Annotated in this window: 14 protein-coding genes and 1 tRNA gene; 1 reads left to right on the top strand and 14 read right to left on the bottom strand. The window is 54.2% G+C overall.

The window, feature by feature from the left end; genetic code table 11:
• Positions 1–515 precede the first annotated feature (515 nt).
• From WNY39_RS15400 to WNY39_RS15370, 7 genes are all read right to left on the bottom strand, one after another.
• Positions 516–1064 carry a DUF1643 domain-containing protein gene (locus WNY39_RS15400; RefSeq protein WP_342846920.1) on the bottom strand — a complete coding sequence of 183 codons (549 nt, stop codon included), beginning with the start codon at positions 1062–1064 and terminating at the stop codon, positions 516–518.
• A 141-nt stretch (positions 1065–1205) separates the two neighbouring features.
• Complete coding sequence (locus WNY39_RS15395) at positions 1206–4343, bottom strand: type I restriction endonuclease subunit R (protein ID WP_342846918.1); 3138 nt, start codon at positions 4341–4343, stop codon at positions 1206–1208.
• A complete protein-coding gene (locus WNY39_RS15390; RefSeq protein ID WP_342846916.1) occupies positions 4343–5629 on the bottom strand; it encodes an FRG domain-containing protein in 1287 nt (428 codons plus the stop codon). The genes WNY39_RS15395 and WNY39_RS15390 overlap by 1 nt, the downstream gene beginning before the upstream one ends.
• On the bottom strand, positions 5622–6512 hold the full coding sequence (locus tag WNY39_RS15385) for a DUF6615 family protein (protein WP_342846914.1): 891 nt from the start codon (positions 6510–6512) through the stop codon (positions 5622–5624). Before WNY39_RS15385 ends, WNY39_RS15390 begins: the two co-directional genes overlap by 8 nt.
• The gene (locus WNY39_RS15380; RefSeq protein ID WP_342846912.1) at positions 6509–8131 is read right to left on the bottom strand and encodes a restriction endonuclease subunit S; all 1623 of its coding nucleotides are present in this window, start codon (positions 8129–8131) and stop codon (positions 6509–6511) included. The genes WNY39_RS15385 and WNY39_RS15380 overlap by 4 nt, the downstream gene beginning before the upstream one ends.
• Complete coding sequence (locus WNY39_RS15375) at positions 8128–8532, bottom strand: nucleotidyltransferase substrate binding protein (protein WP_342846910.1); 405 nt, start codon at positions 8530–8532, stop codon at positions 8128–8130. The genes WNY39_RS15380 and WNY39_RS15375 overlap by 4 nt, the downstream gene beginning before the upstream one ends.
• Positions 8529–10073: a class I SAM-dependent DNA methyltransferase gene (locus WNY39_RS15370; protein WP_342846908.1), complete on the bottom strand. Its 1545-nt coding sequence runs from the start codon at positions 10071–10073 to the stop codon at positions 8529–8531. The genes WNY39_RS15375 and WNY39_RS15370 overlap by 4 nt, the downstream gene beginning before the upstream one ends.
• Before the next feature lie 370 nt (positions 10074–10443).
• On the opposite strand from WNY39_RS15370, the gene WNY39_RS15365 reads away from it, so the two are divergent.
• The gene (locus WNY39_RS15365) at positions 10444–10986 is read left to right on the top strand and encodes a recombinase family protein (protein WP_342846906.1); all 543 of its coding nucleotides are present in this window, start codon (positions 10444–10446) and stop codon (positions 10984–10986) included.
• Positions 10987–11522: 536 nt separating this feature from the next.
• Here the strand turns inward: WNY39_RS15365 and WNY39_RS15360 are convergent.
• From WNY39_RS15360 to arsB, 7 genes are all read right to left on the bottom strand, one after another.
• The gene (locus WNY39_RS15360) at positions 11523–13235 is read right to left on the bottom strand and encodes a S8 family serine peptidase (protein WP_342846904.1); all 1713 of its coding nucleotides are present in this window, start codon (positions 13233–13235) and stop codon (positions 11523–11525) included.
• 447 nt (positions 13236–13682) lie between these two features.
• Complete coding sequence (locus WNY39_RS15355) at positions 13683–15248, bottom strand: site-specific integrase (RefSeq protein ID WP_342846902.1); 1566 nt, start codon at positions 15246–15248, stop codon at positions 13683–13685.
• 432 nt (positions 15249–15680) lie between these two features.
• Positions 15681–15893, bottom strand: a complete 213-nt coding sequence (locus WNY39_RS15350) for a MerR family transcriptional regulator (protein WP_342846900.1) — start codon at positions 15891–15893, stop codon at positions 15681–15683.
• 102 nt (positions 15894–15995) lie between these two features.
• Positions 15996–16646, bottom strand: coding sequence for a hypothetical protein (locus WNY39_RS15345; RefSeq protein WP_342846898.1), 651 nt, complete (start codon positions 16644–16646; stop codon positions 15996–15998).
• On the bottom strand, positions 16643–17833 hold the full coding sequence (locus tag WNY39_RS15340; protein WP_342846896.1) for a tyrosine-type recombinase/integrase: 1191 nt from the start codon (positions 17831–17833) through the stop codon (positions 16643–16645). The genes WNY39_RS15345 and WNY39_RS15340 overlap by 4 nt, the downstream gene beginning before the upstream one ends.
• A gap of 150 nt (positions 17834–17983) precedes the next feature.
• Positions 17984–18073, bottom strand: a tRNA-Ser gene (locus WNY39_RS15335).
• 123 nt (positions 18074–18196) lie between these two features.
• A complete protein-coding gene (gene arsB / locus WNY39_RS15330; RefSeq protein WP_342846894.1) occupies positions 18197–19270 on the bottom strand; it encodes an ACR3 family arsenite efflux transporter in 1074 nt (357 codons plus the stop codon).
• Positions 19271–19294: the final 24 nt, after the last annotated feature.

Genomic DNA, 19294 nt, shown 5'->3' with positions numbered 1-19294 from the left:
TGATCTCCTTCGTGTTGAAGATCAGCAAACTACAAATCGCAGCTTACGTCAGTGTCCGATTTTCGGGGGGTAGCTCACTAGCAACGGATACCGAGTCAGTATGAAGGCTTTGCCAAATAAGCGATCGTTCTTCGACCTCGGCATATCGAGCAGGCACGCGCTTGTAGAGCTGATAGGATTTGCCGCGCAACTTGATCATATTTGAACCACCTAGAAGATGACGATGTATATCAATTTGTATAGCGAAATGTATAGCAAAAACAGCCAAAAGGGGTTCGTAAAAAAAGCCAAACCCCCATATTTTACTTTAAATACAACGGGTAAGGTGATTTTTAGTGCCAGGAAAATGGCGGAGACGAAGTCCGCCCATTATAAACTGAAAGCAACTGATTAAAAAGGGAAAAAGATTTCACTATAGAAAACATACCACCTTTTACACCACGGGATGAGAAAGCTCACTTTGCGAGCCCACGCCTTCAATCAAGACCTTTTTAAAGAACTACATAAATTTGATCTTAAGGCTCATATTCCAAACGAATGTCTACTAGCTGTTGGGGCTGAGACGGTATCTCGACATTGGCTAAGGCTCTGGTGTGCTTAGGTGATCCATCACCATTGCGACCAAAACAAGCCATTGGCCGCCCAGTAGCAAACAATACGGCTAGGGTCTCATCAATTGCAGGGCGAAACCTAGCAGGCATAGAACCGTAGGCCAGAAAAACCCAATCTGACTTAAGTGCCATTTCCCGAATACAATCCAAATTGTTATCCGTGCGAGCAGCCCCTAATTCGCGTGGGATCAAGCCTGGATCAGTCTGCATAATGTCTAAGACATTTCCTTTGAAATACTTGGAAAAGCCAAGGATTCTCGATTTCTGCTGCTCCCGACGACAAGTGTTGTCATCAATCCGCTTGTCCGCGATCGATGGATTCATACCGACCCATAGCACGGTCCGTCTAACCTCCGGCCAGCTGGCGTGTCGACGGACTAAGATTTGCCGGTAGCGATTGTCGCCAACTAGCCTGATGTTGGCTCCTCCAATCGTTTCAGCTAAAAGCTCCACGCTGCTCTCCCATGCCCTCTGAAAATATCGAACGACTTAGTTCGCTCGCTAGGTAATTGCTGCAAGGGGATTCATCTCTTCGATAAGCCATTTTGCAATATTCAAAATTTTACGGCAGCCAACCCGACATTCAAAGCACGGTCAATAAACCTCCTTGAGCAGTGTTTCGGCCTGCTCAAGGACAATCTGTACAGCCTCTGATGATAAATCGGGGGGATAGCCAAATCGCTTTAAAATTCGTTTGACTAGGATTCGCATCCGGGCTCTAGCACTTTCCTTTTTGTGCCAGTCCACGGTGACGTTCCCGCGTACCTGTTCGAGAAGCTCATGGGCAATGATACGAAGTTGCGCATTGCCCATAACATCTACTGCGTTCTGATTTTGCGCCAAGGCATCGTAAAAGGCCAACTCCTCATCAGACATGCCTTGTGTTTCACCTCTAGCCTCTGACGCTTTGACATCATGGGCAAGGTCGATAAGCACTTGAATCATCTCGACAGTGGAAATTGCGTTTGAATGGTAACGTGCTACTGCATCCTCAAGGCGATCGCTGAACGCGCGGCTTTCAACAACATTGCGCTTCGCTTTGCTTTTGATTTCGCCGTTTAGAAGTTTTTTGAGGGCTTCTAAGGCGAGATTTTTGCGCTCCATCGACTGGATCTCGAGTAGAAATTCATCTGAGAGAATTGAGATGTCCTGCGTCTTGATGCCTGAGGCCTTGAGAATATCAACAATTTCAGCGTCTGCGACCGCCTTGTTCACCAGTTGCTCAATCGCAAACTGTTTCGCTCGAGAAGAAAGCTTTCCCTTAACCGTGGTTTTCGTCATTGCGGCACGGACCGCCTGGAGGAAACCAACTTCATCCTTAACGGTTTTTGCTAGGTCGCATGAGGAGGCCAAAGCAAAAGCTCGCGACAGCTCAAGCGCCGCATTTTGAAAACGTGAGAGCTCCTTCTTCCTGTCGGCGTCGGATGACTTGCGCCGCGCGAAATCAGTCTGTTGTCCGACGATCCAGTCTACAGCATCTCCAAGCGCCTTTAGGCGGTCCTGTGCCGCTCCGTCGAGCCCTGCGCCGTAATCATGTCCGTTAAACATGTTGCGTACGACATCAAGTTTTTCAGCGAGCAGGGCGACGGCTTGTTCTTCGTCGATGCCCGTGCGCTCTCGATCAGCGTCTGAATACTGGGAAAGTGCATTTTTGAGATTCTGGGCGACACCGATGTAATCAACGACTAATCCCCCAGGCTTGTCACGGAAGACACGATTGACCCGCGCAATGGCCTGCATAAGCCCGTGACCTCGCATGGGCTTGTCGATATACATGGTGTGCATGCAGGGGGCATCAAACCCAGTCAGCCACATGTCGCGAACGATCACCAACTTCAGCCCATCGTCAGGGTCGCGTGCCCGATTAGCTAGATCGTCACGTCGCTTCTTGTTGCCGATATGGGCTTGCCATTCCAACGGGTCAGAGGCGGAACCCGTCATCACGATTTTAATTGCACCACCGCCATCGTCGTCCGAATGCCAGTCAGGGCGCAACATGATGATCTCGTTGTAGAGCGCCACGCAGATCCGGCGGCTCATACAGACCGCCATGGCCTTTCCGCCAAGGGCAGAAGTCCGCGCTTCCAGGTGCTTTACAAGATCGGCGGCCACTTGCTTCAGCCGCCTTTCTGCACCGACCAGCGCTTCGACGGTGCTCCACTTAGCCTTGGTCTTCTCCTGTTCAGACAGCGTATCGTCTTCGAGGATCGCCGCGATTTCCTCGTCAATTTTTGGCTTCTCGTCTTCGTCAAGTTCGATCCGGGCTAACCGGCTCTCATAGTAGATCGGCACCGTGGCCTTGTCTTCGACGGCCCGGGTGATGTCGTAAATGTCGACATAGTCACCAAAAACCGCTGGGGTATTTACGTCTGCAGTCTCAATCGGCGTACCGGTGAAGCCGACAAACGAGGCATTGGGGAGCGCCTGACGTACATAGTGGGCATATCCATATTTCCGCTCACCGGTCATTGTGTTCACCTTTGCACCCAGACCGTACTGACTGCGATGCGCCTCATCGGCGATGACGATCACGTTCCGACGGTCTGTCAAGGTTGGGAACCGCTCCTCGCCTTTCTCCGGGGCGAACTTCTGCATGGTCGTGAAGATCACGCCGCCGGATTGCCGGGCCAGCAAATCGCGCAGCTCTTCCCCGCTTTCCGCATGCTCGGGCGTCTGCCGGATCAGGTCTTTCGTCATGGCAAAGGTCTGGAAAAGTTGATCGTCCAGATCGTTCCGGTCGGTCAGGACAATAAGTGTCGGGTTCTCCATCGCGGGGCTCCGCACCAACAGCCCGGCGAAAAAGGCCATGAGCAGCGATTTGCCCGATCCTTGTGTGTGCCAGATCACACCGATCCTGCGGTCGCCCTTCGGCTGCGTTGCTTCGATCGCGCTGGCCAATGCCTTTTGCGCACCGAAAAACTGATGATACCCCGCGATTATCTTGAACGGCCCCTCGCCCAGATCGCCGAACACCGTGAAATCACGCATCAGCTCCAGAAAGCGCCCCTTGTCGAACACGCCCTTTAGCAGCGTCGCCATTTCCTGCGGCCCCTCGGGTGTGAAATCCCCCGCCCCGCCGGTGACAGAGCGCCAAGGCATGAACCGCTCTTCATTCGCAGTCAGCGACCCGATCCGGGCTAGCAACCCGTCCGAACTGATCAGCACCGCGTTCGTGCGGAACAGGGATGGAATTTGCAGCTTGTAGGTCTGTAGCTGGGCGAAGGCATCCTCGATGGTTGCGGCCTCGCTGGCAGCGTTCTTCAGTTCGATCACCGCGACAGGCAGACCGTTCAAGAACACGACCACATCCGGGCGGCGATTGTGCTTGCCCTCGATCACGGTGAACTGGTTTGTCACCAGCCAGTCGTTGGCCTGCGGGTCCTCGAAATCGACTAGCCAGACCTTGTCGCCCCGGATCGTACCGTCATCCGCCTGGAACTCCACGTCCACGCCGTTGACCAGCAGCTTATGGATGCGCCGGTTTTCCTCGGTCAGGCTTTGCGAAGCAGCGCCGGTGATTTGGCGTAGCGCGTCCCGGCGGGCATCTTCGGGGATGTGGGGGTTCAGCCGCGCCACGGCCTCTTCCAGTCGCCCAATCAACAGTACCTCGCCATAGGACCCGCGCTCTGGGCCCGTGCCATCGGGCGAGATCACATCTGCCCCCAGATAGGGAATGCCCTGATCCTGCAAAATGGCCAGCGCAGCTTGTTCGACGAGGTCTTCGTTAAACATTACTCAGCATCTCCACTCGCCGTCGCTTTGTAGAACTGAACCAACTCATCGACCACTTGATCGCGGAGGCTTTCGGAAAAGCCGAAGGCCGCAGCCAAACGACGTTGCCCGGTCTTGACCTTGGCGGTTTTGCTATCTGCAAGATACCACTCAAACGATTGATCTTTTTGAAAGCGCTCATAGAGGCGAGTGGCGAAGTCATCTTTGTCTTCGGGCGAGTAATCGTCGCCAAGAATCTGTCCAAGAACGGCCTTGACGGCCCCCAATGCGTCAGGTGCAGCCTCAATGACTTCTCTCGTCGTTGCCGACGAAGTTGAACGGGTTGCCCGCTCGGCAGCTTTTTCACGCTCCGCTTTTTCTTCGCGCAGGATGCGTTCGAGCCAGTCGTTGCAATAAAGCGAGGCCCCTTGCGCGTCAGGGAACAAGGTGCCGTTGTGAATGTTCATCTTGCGAAGCGTGGCGAGGCAATCCATACGACCAGCGTTGGGAATATGAATCTTCTGGATGTACAGTTTCAGTTGATCTGACAGATTGTCCGTGACCGTATACTCAACGACGGATTCCTGTGAATCAGGGCTTTCGACAGTCGCCGTTTGAGTAACCGGTTCAGCGCTGACAACACCCTCTTCCTGCAGTGTATTGATGACGTAGCTGGCGAAATTGTCGTCGTCATCGGGAATCATGGTGAACAGGCCCGCCTGATTGACCAGGCGGCTGTTGTTATGTCCCATCGGGTCACGGAAAAGGGTCTGATCGCCCAGCGCATCCCGTAGCGCCGACATGTTCACGCAATAAACAGCACGAGACGGGTTCTTCTCTGCATCATCGGCAGTGTTGAAGGCAAAGAACAGGGCTATGAACGGCGATCGCGTCCAGTCCAACAGGGGCGTAAGCAAACCGTTGTGTTGGCCGATCGCCCATTTCTCGATCTCTGCATCATCGCCGTTAAAGGCGCTCAGGTCATATCCGCGACCGCGCATGGCGAGCTCGAATTGCGACAAGAGCTGCTGGCGCTTATCTGCGGGAATGCTGCCCCCGTCGAATTTGCGCCCGAGGGTCGAGGCAAGAGGCCAGTCGCCTCCGCGTTGCCCGCGATAGACCCATTCGCTGGCTGCGCGGTTGTGCTGAGGATCACGCATCGCCTCTAGGAACTTCTCCCAGCTCTCAACGCGGCAGGTTGGGATTAGCCCGTCGACTGCTGGATCGCCTTCTCGGAAGTCTGGCCAGATCGGCAACGACTCCAGCTTAGCGCGAAGGTCCTCGATGGTGAGCTTCGTATCACTCATCCGGCTGGCCCTTCGGCTCGGGACGCTCCGGAAACTCGCGAACATCTATCTTGACCAGACGACCGATACCGCGCTCGCGGTATTCTGCCTCGCTCCCTCGGCGTTCAAACTCCGGCTCGTCAACTTCTACGAGGCCTTCGATCTCCCGTTCCGGACGATCAGGGGCGTTCAATTCATCGAGCGTGGGAAATCCTCCTGCAGCCGCGCTGTCCCGCGAACGGTCAGAGCCGGTCGCGACCCTCACATCGGTAGAGGAGACCATGAAACGCAGAATGCTTCCGTCTAGGGCCAACACGTCAGTCAGGCTCCGTTGGGCGTAGTCCCGCCGCTCCACCAAGTAATGCCAAGGCACGCAGTCCGTCTCGATATCGGCGAGCGTTTTGGGTATCATGGCCTTCACGGTCTGCGCGTGCGCGAGCAGACAGCCCGCCTCGAAGGCTTCATAGCCCCCGCCGACGTTTTCCTTTTTCCAGTGGTCGCGCTGTCGCTCGGCGGAATACAGGCAGTAGACCGGTTTCAGGCGGTTCGCTTTTGCATCCTTGATCAACAGGTCGATCTGCTGGTCACCCGATGATTTCACCTTATGGGGAATCTTCAGCTTGTCGTCCTTCTGCAGCCGTTTGGCCTGCACGCGCATGCGGAACGTCCTATGCCGCCCGATGATGTGCCATTCCCAATCCGCGCCGTTCTTGGCCTCCTTCTTCTTGCCGAAGGTGTTCAGCGTGATGATGGCCGGATGGCGGCGGCGCAGTTCCAGCAGGTTGGTTTCGGTGATCGTCTCCTCGCCATAGCTGACATGGACGTCGTCCCGATGCGCGAACCCGAGGTTCTGCGAGGTCGCATGGGCCAGTTCCAGCAAGCTGTGCAGCAGCGATCCCCTCATACCACACCCTCCGCGCCGGTCAGGCGGAGTTCGCCGGACATGAGTTTGGGGAGGAGGAGGTCTCGGGTGTCGGCGAGGGTTTGGTTTTCTTGTTCGTTGTTGCGGATCAGGTCCATCATTGGTCCCGCGACTTCAGCAAATTTTGCCACCAAGTCTTCGCCTGCGTGGTTGACCCGCAGGGGGCGGAAGTTCTTCTTGCTGATTTCCTGGAAGGTCGAGCCGTTGGCGTTCGCCTTGATCAGGTCCAGGTTTTCCAGCGTCCAGAAATAGGCAAACTCCGTCGGGAATGCCGGGGTGGGCTGCATGACGATGAAGCCTTGGTTCACCGCGACAGGCTTCTCGGCGATGGCGACATAGCCAATCGGCGCGCGGGACGAGAGCAGGACGCTTCCAACGGGGGACAGGCCCGAACTGACCTTGGCGAGGCCCGCATCTGTTACCTGCCGTTCGGTTTCGCGCAAGAACAGGCCCGAGAGTTTCGACAAATCCTTGGGCGTTGCCCAGTTATGCGTTCCGCCATCCCAGAACGCGGATTCCTTGGTGCTGGGGGTTCCGCCGCCGACAACAGGGCTAAGGTCGCCAACTTCGCGCTCTTTCCACCCCTCCGGCAGGCCGTTTGCTCCGAAGCTGTCGGGGAAGAGGGCGGCGAGGGGGGCGGCTTGGGTCGGGTCGGGGAGGAGGCCGCCGAGGATGGCGGCGGGGTCGGTGAGGCCTGCGGCCTTGCGGCGGGTGGGGCCAAAATCCACGAACCAATCCCGAAACACCGCCCGCGCCATCGCCTCCAACGGCTCATTCATCCGCCGGTTCAACTCGATCTTGTCGTCGAGGGCCTGAAGGGTGGTCAAGATTCCAGCCATTTCCCACTCTGGCGGCAGTTGGATCGGTATTTTCGCAAGATCTTTCAGGTTAAAAGTTGTTTGGACAGTCGTATTGGCTCGCTGGTTCATAAAGTCTTGCGAGGCTGTCGATTGCAGAGAGTAGAACGACCAATTGGCAACAGCCTGATTTGCGAAGGGCACTAGCCCAACAGCGCGGGCCAAGTTCCAACCTTCAATTTCGGGAGGTGCAATAGAAAGCTGGCCGATTGAGCCTACAAGCGAAATCAAAAGGTCACCGGGCCTAGGTCGAGAGCGGCGGTATTTTTCCTCTATTTCAGGTGAAACAGCCAGCCGATCAGTGAGGTCTAAGCTATTGCCTCTGAAGTTGTTCACCCGAACAATCGGCACGCCTTCTGAGTGCAACTGCCCCGGTTGGACAATTCCGTATGTGATCTTTCTAGACGGATCAGAAACATCGGAAAGCGTGACGTCTTTCCAATCCGCAGGCACCCTCTGCCGCTCTACAATCGTCCGAAACTCCGGCGACACGGCGTTCAGGTCGATCACGTCCACCTTCCATGGCAGGTCCGAGGAATCAAAAGCCTCCTCCAGATCGATCAGCACATCGGGGGACAAGGGCGCGGCCCCTTCCAGCGCTATGTCCAGATCGGAAAAGGGTTTGGCCGTCCATGTCACGCGGCTGCCAAAGGCCCATGCCAGCGTTCCCAGGGGCAGATGATCTTTCAATATCCGCTGCACGATGGCCAATTGTTCGGGGCTGATATCGATCTTGGCGGTCATTCCGCGTTACGCTCTTGCAAACTGGCCAGCAGGAACGCCGCCTCATCCCGAAAGGCGGGGATGCGCTCGAAGACCTCGTTCGCCTTTTTCTCATTGTAGGCATGGCTGGTCGCGTTGCGCGCATCACGGAAGCGACGCCACTCATCCCAACCATTGGCCAGCAGCCCGCGTTCCGCGCCTGACCGGATCATGTCGGGAAAACTCATCTGGTCGATCTCGGACGGGTTGGCCGACATCGCCTCCAACTGCCGCTTCAGCAGTTTATGGGCCAGTTCGTAGGTGTATTCGAACCTCTGGATGCAGGCGTCCTTGACGAACTGGCTTTGGGTGCGGTCGTATTCCGCCAATGCCTCACCAAGCGAGGACAGCGCCTTTTCAAAAGATGACAGCTCCAGCTTCATTGCGGCCCTCCCGGGATGCGTCCAAGGGTGCGACGGATCAGACCGGCCTTGCGGGCGCTTTCAGTCATTTGCGCGTCAAGCCGGACGGCGAGGGCTGCGAATTTCTCCTCAAACGGGATGCCGTCATCCTCTTCATCCACAGCACCAACATAGCGGCCCGGCGTCAGGACGTAATCATGCTTGCGGATCGCGTCGAGATCGGCGGATTTGCAGAAGCCCGCTTCGTCCTCATAGGGCTGATCCGGCGCTTTGGCCCGCCAGCGGTGGTAGGTCTCAGCGATCTTGTCGATCTCGATGTCGTCGAAGTCGCGGCGCACACGATCGACCATATGTCCCATCTGACGCGCGTCGATGAACAACACCTCGCCTTTACGGTCGCGGTGGCCATTGGCGGATTTGTCGTTGGCCAAGATCCACAGGCAGGCGGGAATTTGCGTGGAATAGAACAGCTGCCCCGGCATGGCGACCATGCAGTCGACCTTGTCCGCCTCGATCATGGCCTTACGAATGTCACCCTCGCCTGATTGCTGCGAGGACATGGAACCGTTGGCCAGCACCACACCTGCCGTGCCACGCGGGGCCAGATGATGCAGGATATGTTGCAGCCAGGCATAGTTGGCGTTGCCCTTGGGCGGAGTGCCGTATTTCCAGCGCCCGTCATCCGTAAGCCGCTCGCCGCCCCAGTCCGAGATGTTGAAGGGCGGGTTGGCGAGGACAAAATCGGCGCGTAGGTCGGGCAGTTCATCGCGGATGAAGGAGCCCTCATTGTTCCACTTGATCTCGGCGTCGATGCCTTGAACGGCAAGGTTCATCATCGCCAGACGCCATGTGGTGTGGTTGATTTCCTGCCCATAGACCGAAATGTCGTTGCGGCGGCCACCGTGGTCTTCGATGAAGTTCTCAGACTGAATAAACATGCCGCCCGAGCCGCAGCAGGGATCATAGACGCGGCCTTTTTTCGGCTCCAGCATGGCGACGAGGGTCTTGACGACCGAACGGGGCGTGAAAAATTCGCCGCCGCGCTTGCCTTCGGAGGACGCAAAACCCGATAGGAAGTATTCATAGACGCGGCCCAGCAGGTCGCGGGCCTCGGTCGCGTTGCCGCGCATATCAATCTTGGAGAAGAGGTCGATCAAGTCTCCCAGCATCTCCTTGTTGAGCGTGGGGCGCGCGTAGTTCTTGGGCAAGACGCCTTTAAGCTTTTCGTTGGCCGGTACGCGCTCGATCGCTTCCATCGCGTCGTCTATGATCTTGCCGATGTTGGGATCACGCGCCTTGTTTCGCAGGTTGGACCAGCGCGCCTTTGTCGGAACCCAGAAGATGTTTTCGGCGAGGTATTCTTCGGGATCCTCGGGGTCTGCGTACTCGTCTTCGGTCAGTTTAGCATGGTAGCTTTCGAATGCCTCGGAGATGTATTTCAGGAAGACGAGACCGAGGACGACGTGTTTGTATTCAGACGGCTCAAGGTTGCCGCGCAGCTTATCGGCGGCCTTAAATAGCTCTGCCTCGAAGCCGAGATCGCTTTTTTTCGCATCCGCCACTATATACCCGCTTTGCTTGTAGATCTTCTTTCAGAGCACCCTAGAAGCTGGTGTCGTGAGTGGGAAGTCCAATCCTTAACGAAATCTTGTGGTTAGACACGCTATTGCGTCAAACTGCCTCCATGAAGCCATTCAGGTGAAGCATCAAAACATAGGCCATTGATACATTACGATATCTCGGCCGTGTGCGTACGATTGAGTGACCTTCATCCAAATCGGATCTTCATTGCCACAAGTCCTTTGAGTTTACGTGTCCAAAAAGGTCTACCCTGCCGAGACAGCGGAAATCCTAGCAGGGGGCGTACATTTAGACTTGTTTTTGAATTAAGAGACGGTATTCTTAAAAGGTCTAATGTTAAAGGAGACAACTATGTCTATAGTTGGTTACCGACGTGTCAGCACCGTAGAGCAAAACTTCGATCGGCAGGACTTGGGGGACGTTGATAAGCTGTTTGAAGAAAAGCTATCTGGAAAAAGCGCCAAAGACCGCCCAGCGCTCAACGCAATGCTTGAATGGGTTCGAGAAGATGACGCTGTTGTTGTCCATAGCATCGACCGGCTGGCCAGAGATCTTCGGGATCTGCAATCGATTATTCAGAGACTGAACGACAAAGGCGTCTCGATTACCTTCAAAACCGAAGGTCTGACATTTTCAGCTAAGTCAGACGATGCCTTTGCAACACTACAACTTCAAATGATGGGGGCTTTCGCTGAATTTGAGAGAAACATCATTCGTAAACGCCAAGCAGAGGGGATCGCCAAAGCAAAAGCAAAGGGACTCTACAAGGGGCGTCCGAAGGTTGTCGATGACGCTAAAGTCAAAGAGCTGAGCCAATCAGGCATGGGTGCAACTGCAATTGCCAAGGAGCTTGGGATTGGGCGAGCCACCGTGTACAAGTCTTTGAGATCATAAAAAGCGTATTTTGTTGCTTAGCCTAGCAATTTAGAAACAAGCTTGGCCCATGTTTTAAATCAATGGTTTCCCCAGTCATGGGCTCGAACTTATCATTTTCTGCATCCTGCGCCGATACTTACAATATTGGTCTTACTGCGATTTCGCTGCGGTTGCGCCAATGGCCGCTTTCGATTGACGCGGGTGCGGCTAAAAACGACATGGACGGTTTTCCTACCTTTTCCGCGCACTTGAAATCGCAGACTAAACTTTGGAAAAGCTGATATTCTGGGTGTTAGGATCCGGCTTCTACGCCCCGGCTACAAACCTGTGCTTTGCCCGAAGGAAATGGCCGCTCTCGGATTACCGACAATCAGGAAAGTGGACGGGATTTTTGTTGCTTGGTATTCAAAAAAAATTGCATTTTTGTGAGCGCGCATTTCGACCCTCTTTGCTGCCCTGTTACGAAGTCACGGTATGCGAATTTTGGCAGCCATCTGCTGATTTACATAGGGCTGCCAGGGACTTCTTTTCTTAAAAAGCTGTTCACTCGGGTCTCAGGCCCAGCGTCCCGGCCAGTTGTTGGAGATATCCACGGTGGACATCCAATCCTTGGAGATTGAGACTTTCTTGCGTCCACTGCGCCAGTGAATCCACGCCCTAAGAGTCGATCCGTTAAAAAATTCGGGCCCCTTGACGCTGCCGCTCATCGGACCCTCGGCGGCGATGTAGGCTTCCAGCACACCAGCATGTAAAATATCCACGTGGCATTTGTCGTAGTATTCGAGGTCGTCAGCATTGATGCGCCCCGAGTTTTTGACTTTAATCTCGAGCTCCTTGCAGATAATTGTTCCGGACATATTAATTGCCGCCGAGGCTTCGCTGATCAGTGTAAGTTTACCTTCGACAAATACTGGGTCAATTACGTGGATCGACCCAGAGCCATGCGCATGCAAGGTCAAGTTGCGATAGGTGCCTCCAGAAACACGTTCCACATGGCCTGAGCCGCTTGAATCAATCTTCAAATCCTGAGGAGCTTTCATAGACGAAATGGCTTTGTTTGGGTCTACGATACCTGGGCCGAATTTGGACGTGTTGTACTTACCGTTCCAGGGAGTGCAGGTTTTCTGCAGCGTGTTGCGGAACAGCGGCACGATCTGGCGCGGATCCATATTGGACAAAGCATCGTAGTTGTATGCCCACCACAATGCCGCGACCGAAGCTGTATAGGCGGTGGAGTAGGAAGATCCTTCACTTACTCCTAACTCGGGAATATTGGTGGCGCAGCGGTCGTCTTTCCACCCCGTTCGAGGCATGTTTTCCCCGGGGGCGGCAATCGTCACATAGCCGTCCTGAAAACCGGGCCAGATGCTTTGCGCCGACGGAAGGTTGTCTGCTTTGCTGGGACCACAAGCGATCAGCCAACCTTTTAGAGAATAGACCCCGGGCCAGATCATACCAGGTGCAATCTGTCCGGCGGCTGCGCAAATTATTACGCCTTTCTTGAACGCATTCTCGACCGCCTTTGTCAGAGTAATCAGGGCCGGATCTTGCGGAGCGGCGATTGCGCCAAGACTGATTGTGATCACCTTAATCCCTTCGCCCACCGCCCAGTCGATGCATTCAGCTAGGCGTTTAAGATCGGGCGGGGCCAACAGTACGCTGTCGGCGACACGGCATGGCACCAGATCGACCACGTCCCGGACCGTCATCCCGTAAAGCTTCATGCCATCCGCGGGTTGTCCGATAACCAGCCCAGCTGTGCTGGTACCATGGCCGATGAAATACGGCGCGCCGTGATCCCAGCAGATTACACCTTTACCTTCGCGCTGACCTGGCGGGAAGAAGAAACTCATGCTCTTTGCGGGATCAAACCCACCTATCAAACATGGCTGCATCGACACTCCAGAGTCCGCCTGCGCGATTCTGATCGGTGCGGGTGCAGTATAAGAAGATCTAGGCAATCTTTCGGAGGTCGGCCAGTACCAACTGGAATCGTAGCCCGCCATACGGTCCTCTGCCTTTTCGAGCCCGACCAAATCGTCGGGTTCCTGATACATCAACTGGACCGAGGCAACTGTAGGGCACGCTTTCAGGGCGTCCATCACGTCGTTGAATTCATCTACGGGTAGGGGTTCGCGTACCGTGGAAAGCACGAGATTCATGCTTCCATCAAATGATGCTATCCATAAAAATTTATTAAAGACATCGTTCCCCAAGACCGATCGCAAATGGTCAACCGGATCTGAGCCGTCATCGGGTTCGTTCATTTCTATTCTAAGACTGCGAAGATCTGGGTCCATCCCGGACTGCGGTTCCACAATCGTGATATCTATTGAGCCATTAGCCATTGCAAAAAACTCCTATTTCGCTTGATCCTAAGTGAAGCGAGCGGAAATGGCTGATGGCAGAAATATGCAAAAAAACTAAGCCAAATTCGCGTCCGCTCAATGCGGTATATACTCAATGTATACACACGTAATAAGTGTATATTGAGGAGTAGCTATCGGTCAAGTAGAAAATTGTTTCTAACTATGACTTTGGCACTATGAAGTTAATTCATGCTATCCTGAATAATGCACAGATTTCTGAAGTGAGAAAATTACGATGAGCAAAAAGCACTCTCTTATCAAATAGGGCTATTTGGCCCCAGGGGCGCTGACGTCAGACAGCCCTCCCTAACCGGGCGGGGCAATAGTTTGACGACACTCTTCTTCCTATCTACCGTTGCTGAATGCCTCGAGTATACTGTCGAAGACCTTGGCTTTTTCACTTTCGGACAGGTTTCTAGGGTCAATTGTTTTTTTACTGCCAATGCTCTCCAGAACTTCGAAGCGCCTATCATCTGGCATCGTCCCGTAGTGACGTTCAGTGGTGAGCTCGCTATCGTGCCCCATGTTGAGAGACCAAGCTTTACGCTCTTCGTGGGTAAGAGAGCGCACATCACGTTCGGCACCGATCGTGTGCTTCGCGGCATGTGGCGTGTATTTGGCCGCACTATTTCGGCTGGCGATGCTGAATGCATCGGTCACGGCATGCGTTGTGGACATTACCGGAACTGGGGCCGCGTTGCGTCCATTTACACGGATGCGATGCTTCAAGTTTTTCGTATCAGGAAACAGGGCGTCCTCTCCCGTAAAGCCTAAGTATTGGAGCCTTACCACCCACTCAACGACCGATTTTTCAAAAACCGTAGGGATCTGGAACCAGATGATATTCAGGCTTTTGCCTGCTTTTGTCCGGACGATGCTGGCATCCTGCAAGATCAACCGCCGCTCGATATCGACGTGTTTGACCAGAAGAGATACCAAAGTATCTGCTCGCAATGCGCCAAGAAAGGCCAGAGCAAAAATCGCACGAGCCCGCAGATCGACCAAAGACTTGGACGGCATAGCGTCCAAGAGCTCTTCGGCCTCGGAAAGGGTAGGGTAATCTTTCTGTTTAACCTGCGCGGCTTGCGCAAGGACAGCCTTTGACAGTTTGAGATACCCGTCAAAATCCCTTGGCAAGCGTCTGTAGCCCTCCTGCTTTAACAACCAATCGAAGAATGCTTTGAGATGGGAAACGTAATGTTTGATCGTTGATGCGGACAAATTATTCGGGGCTTGCGCTTTCGAAAGCCTTTTCAGCTCATCGCGCACAGCCGCAAAATCATCTGTGGTGAGCTTGGCAAAAGGCTTGCCTTTCAAATTGCTCTCGAAGAAGCGGATCGCCGCAAGATGCTTATCGATGGTTTTTTCGCTATAACCACCAGCATAGGTTTGCCATTTGTGGATGATCCTGTCGTTCTCCGCATGGAAATTTGGGGCATCATTTTCCGCTTTAATCCAAATACCCCCACGAACTGAGGCCTTTTCTTCGTGTAGGCAGTCCATGGGGGTATTTGGATTGCGACAATCCTCAACCAAGTCTCGATCAGTCTCACCTGATATCTTTTGAAGCTTAGTCGAGCAATAGGGACAGACGGCAGTGTACATGTGCCGCCCATTTTCGGCTAAATAATCAACGACCGTTTCGACAGCTGGAAACACTGAGGTCTGGCATCCCCAGCACTGGAACTGCCCGGGCTGCAACTTGTTTTTGACCGTCAGACGCTTGCGCCTGTGAAACTCTTCAACTGCCGCGCCTCGGAACAAATATGGCTTTTTGTTATCGGATGGTCGCAAGCCTTCTCCAACCCAATTAGATACCGTGTTTGCGGTGACTGAATATGCTGCCATCAACTGCTCGACAGAGTACACTCTGTGCTGTTTGAGACGTATACCTTTGTAAGATTTGCTCATCTGGGACGACCCTTCGCCTTGGCCAGATTGTTCGCGGTGCACGCCTCCTGCATTTTCGTCTCGAACCCGATTAGCTCGCTCAGCTTCCAGCGGGAGGTGCCCGGGCTCAGCTTGATCCGCCGAGGAAAATGCGGATTGCTGTCGTGCCAACGCCATACCGTCGCCTTTGAGATATCGAAGCGCGCCGCTACCTGATGGTCCGACAAGTATTGCTCTGCACAATGAGTGCAGGTCGCTGGCAGTTCATTGGGTGCGTCAGCTTCCGGCTTTGGATACGGAGCGAGCCCCTCAAACAGACCTAGCTGCCTGGGCTCTGACTTGGTCGGCATGCTTAAGCCCACCCAAAATCAGCTGAGGGGCAACACCCCAGAGCGTTGGTCCAGGTGCCGGAAAAGTCTTTCTGGTACGTTTGGATGGGAAAGCGCGCAGACATTAGTCCACCCCGTCCTCGTTGGGATCGGTGCGATTAGCTTCTGCCCAGGCATTGAGATCGGAGCCGCGGTAGATAACTTTACGACCCAGTTTGTAAAAGGCAGGGCCCTTCATCTTGTGACGCCATTGCGCCAGCTTGGCGCGATCACCAATAATGTTGAGTTCGGGATCGCCCAAGACGTAGTTGCGATCATTGTCGAAGAGATTGGGCACCACCTGAATTCCTTCCATTGCTTTGAGTTACAACGGATGGATACGGCTAGTTTCCCTGCTTTCGTAATTCCCCCAAAAAAAGTGGGACTCCGCAACAATTATCTAAGCTATTGTTTTCAATACAAATGAAATTTGAATTTCTTCGTTTACGTACGGGGTATTCCTGTTTTTCGGGCCGTGCGAATTCAGAGCAAGGCGAATCCCTTCAGCAAGATCAAGTACATCATAGCCCTGTTCAGGGTTCGCAGCGCAGAGCCGCATTGCCATTCCTAAATGCACGACGCCCTGATACGTACGCCAATGCTCCAAAAGCAGAGCTTTGTTTCTTGCCCCTGTGATTTCATTGGCTCGCGCATAGGCTCTCACTTGCTCAAAAATCCCACCCTCGGTGTGAAGCCCTTGGAAGCTTTGAGCCTTAATAGACATAAAAATATTCATGCCGACAAGTTCGGCTACATAGAGATTTCGGTCCGTTCCTTCATCATATCGCCGCGAGATTTCCCCAAGCTCGATGGCGGCCTCGTACCTCTCACCCGCCGATTGCATTACCAAATTTGAGAATTCTGAATATTTTGGATCGGATGGCCACCCTTTACCTTTGCTAGAGGCAAATAAATTCAATTGCCTGGCGACGACATCATGGGTCACAACCTCGATCGCCCTAAGGCGCTTCTCTTGACTGTCTTCACTCAATGCCATCCGATAAAGCTCTAGGGATGTAAGTTGAGCACCATCGATAGACACTGTTTTCATGATCGCTCCAATGAGAGCTTTGTAATTGTGACAAAATCAGACCACTGCGCCATCAAGGCCCGCCTTTTCTCAAGCAAATCAGACCGTGCATAGGCCCTCTCGACCTTTGAGCCGACCTTGTGAGACAAGCTCCGTTCTGCGACTTCCCACTGACCGTTTCCAGTCTCAGAGACCCAGTCCCGGAAAGTCGATCGAAAGCCATGCACGGTAACCCCTTCAATACCCATCCGGCGCAACAACATCAGCATCGCCATGTTAGACAAGGGGTGATTGCGCTTTTGCCCCTCAAAAACAAAATCCGATTTAAGCGCCTTCAAAGGTTCGATGATTTCCAGCATTTGGTCGGTCAAGGGGACACGGTGTTCTTCATGCCCCTTCATGCGCTCCGCAGGGCAGGTCCAAACACCCGCATCGAAGTCGATCTCTTCCCAACGGATCTTAAGCACCTCAGTGGTGCGAGATCCTGTCAGGCAGGTAAATCGTAGTGCATTCGCGGCCATAGCATCCCGGCTTGCAAGATCACCATAGAAGGTCGGCACATCCTGCCAAGCCATCGCCTTGTGGTGCTTCACCTTCGCCTTCACCTTGGGCAAGACCTTGGCATCTTTGATCAACGTCACAGGGTTCTCCCCCGAACGGAACCCTTTAGACCGCGCTACATCCAGCACCACCTTTATGCGTTGGGCCAATCGCTTTGCGGTTTCATGCTTTTCCGCCCAGATTGGCGCAAGGCACATCATAACCTCGGGCTGATCGATGCTATCAATTGGCATGCGCCCAATCTTGGGGAAGGCATAATCGCGTAAGGTGTTGATCCACTGCTGCCCATGCTTGGCGTTTTTCCACGTCGGCATTCGGTCGATATGCACCTGCTGGGCGACCTCTTGAAAGGTCGGGATTTCACGAGCAGCGTTGAAACGTGGGTTCAAGCCTTGCTTGGCCATGCGGCGGTATTCTAGCGCCCGCTCGCGCGCTTGGTTGATGGTGACGATATCAGCGCCGCCAAGACCAAAGTCCGTGCGCAACGGTGCGCCTTTCTTGTTTTTCTGGCCTTTCACAACCACACGCACGATCCAGCGCCGTGCGCCTGAGGGATCGACCACCAAGTATAGACCGTTACCGTCGCCATGCCTCCCAGCGCCGAGGTGCTCAACCAGCTTCTTCGTCAATTTGCCGGATAAGGCCATTCAAAAATACCACATTCCATACCACTCAAGGAATGAATATAGGCGCTATCGAAAGAAACTCAAGGCAATCGAAGAGCGCCATCAAGTCTATGCAAACAATAGAAAAAGGCCGCTTAAAGCGGCCCATTCAAATCCAACAAAAAGTTATGGTGGCGGAGACGAAGGGATTCGAACCCTCGAGACCCTTCCGGGCCTACTCCCTTAGCAGGGGAGCGCCTTCGACCACTCGGCCACGTCTCCGCTGACCCGTTTAGCGATAGGTTCCCAAGGGAGCAAGAGCCAAAAGCGAACAAATTCAATGAGAGTTTTCCGATGACGTTCGTAGGGCTTTGGCATCTCCAAGTGTGGGGCACCATGATGCGATTACCGGGGCGCGGGCGGGGTATCTTTCGGAAACCAGTGTTGGGTCCGGTTCGCAAAGGCGACAAGCGATAGCATGACAGGCACTTCGACCAAAACACCAACGACGGTTGCAAGGGCCGCACCGGAGCCTAGGCCAAACAGGCTGATGGCCACGGCGACTGCCAGTTCAAAAAAGTTCGAGGTGCCGATAAGCGCGCAGGGGGCCGCGACGTTGAACGGAATGCCCCAAGCGCGCGCGGCACCGTAGGCGAGAAAGAAGATGCCGTAGGATTGGATCAGCAGCGGAACAGCGATCAGCGCGATGACAAGCGGGCGGTCTAGAATGACCTCGCCCTGAAAGCCAAAGAGCAGCACAACCGTGACCAACAGACCGATGACTGAAAATGGTTGAACGCGGGATTTGAAAGCATCCACCGCGGCGGTCCCACCTTTGGCCACAAGGCGGCTGCGCGTCAGATACCCCGCCAGCAGCGGCAGCATCACATACAGGCCCACTGAAATCAGCAATGTATCCCAAGGTACAACGATATCCGTCACACCCAGTAGGAATGCCACGATTGGAGCGAAGGCAAACACCATGATCACGTCGTTCACACTGACCTGCACCAAGGTATAGGTGGCGTCACCGCGCGTAAGGTTCGACCAGACAAACACCATCGCGGTGCAGGGGGCAGCCCCGAGCAAGATCACCCCAGCCAGATAAGCTTGGGCATCATCGGCCGGGATAAAGCTGGCAAAGACATGCTCAAAGAACAGAACCCCAAGGGCCGCCATTGTGAAGGGTTTGATCAACCAATTGACCACCAGTGTCACGGCCAGCCCTTTGGGTTTGCTCCCAACCTGCCGCAGGGCGGTGAAATCGACGCCAACCATCATCGGGTAAACCATCGCCCAGATCAGCACAGCAACAGGCAAGTTGACCGATGCAACCTCAAGCGCGGCGAGGGCTGCAAAGACGCTGGGGAACAGATTGCCCAGGATCAGCCCCGCCCCGATGGCAAGCGCCACCCATACCGAAAGCCAGCGTTCAAAAGTGCCAAGGCCCGCAGCGGCGGGAAATGATGTTTCGGTCATGTAAAGCTTTCGGAGTTTTGCTGG

The organism is Sulfitobacter sp. AS59 (assembly GCF_038899995.1).
Taxonomy (GTDB): domain Bacteria; phylum Pseudomonadota; class Alphaproteobacteria; order Rhodobacterales; family Rhodobacteraceae; genus Sulfitobacter.
The sequence above is the reverse complement of the archived record's forward strand: the minus strand, read 5'-3'. Positions and strand labels throughout refer to the sequence as shown.

Coding starts and splice junctions, on each gene's coding strand:
- WNY39_RS15390 (WP_342846916.1), bottom strand. CDS start 5,629: ATGAGTGATACGAAGCTCACCATCGAGGACCTTCGCGCTAAGCTGGAG.
- WNY39_RS15385 (WP_342846914.1), bottom strand. CDS start 6,512: ATGAGGGGATCGCTGCTGCACAGCTTGCTGGAACTGGCCCATGCGACC.
- WNY39_RS15365 (WP_342846906.1), top strand. CDS start 10,444: ATGTCTATAGTTGGTTACCGACGTGTCAGCACCGTAGAGCAAAACTTC.
- WNY39_RS15395 (WP_342846918.1), bottom strand. CDS start 4,343: ATGTTTAACGAAGACCTCGTCGAACAAGCTGCGCTGGCCATTTTGCAG.
- WNY39_RS15340 (WP_342846896.1), bottom strand. CDS start 17,833: ATGGCCTTATCCGGCAAATTGACGAAGAAGCTGGTTGAGCACCTCGGC.
- WNY39_RS15380 (WP_342846912.1), bottom strand. CDS start 8,131: ATGACCGCCAAGATCGATATCAGCCCCGAACAATTGGCCATCGTGCAG.
- WNY39_RS15345 (WP_342846898.1), bottom strand. CDS start 16,646: ATGAAAACAGTGTCTATCGATGGTGCTCAACTTACATCCCTAGAGCTT.
- WNY39_RS15375 (WP_342846910.1), bottom strand. CDS start 8,532: ATGAAGCTGGAGCTGTCATCTTTTGAAAAGGCGCTGTCCTCGCTTGGT.
- WNY39_RS15355 (WP_342846902.1), bottom strand. CDS start 15,248: ATGAGCAAATCTTACAAAGGTATACGTCTCAAACAGCACAGAGTGTAC.
- WNY39_RS15360 (WP_342846904.1), bottom strand. CDS start 13,235: ATGAACGAACCCGATGACGGCTCAGATCCGGTTGACCATTTGCGATCG.
- arsB (WP_342846894.1), bottom strand. CDS start 19,270: ATGACCGAAACATCATTTCCCGCCGCTGCGGGCCTTGGCACTTTTGAA.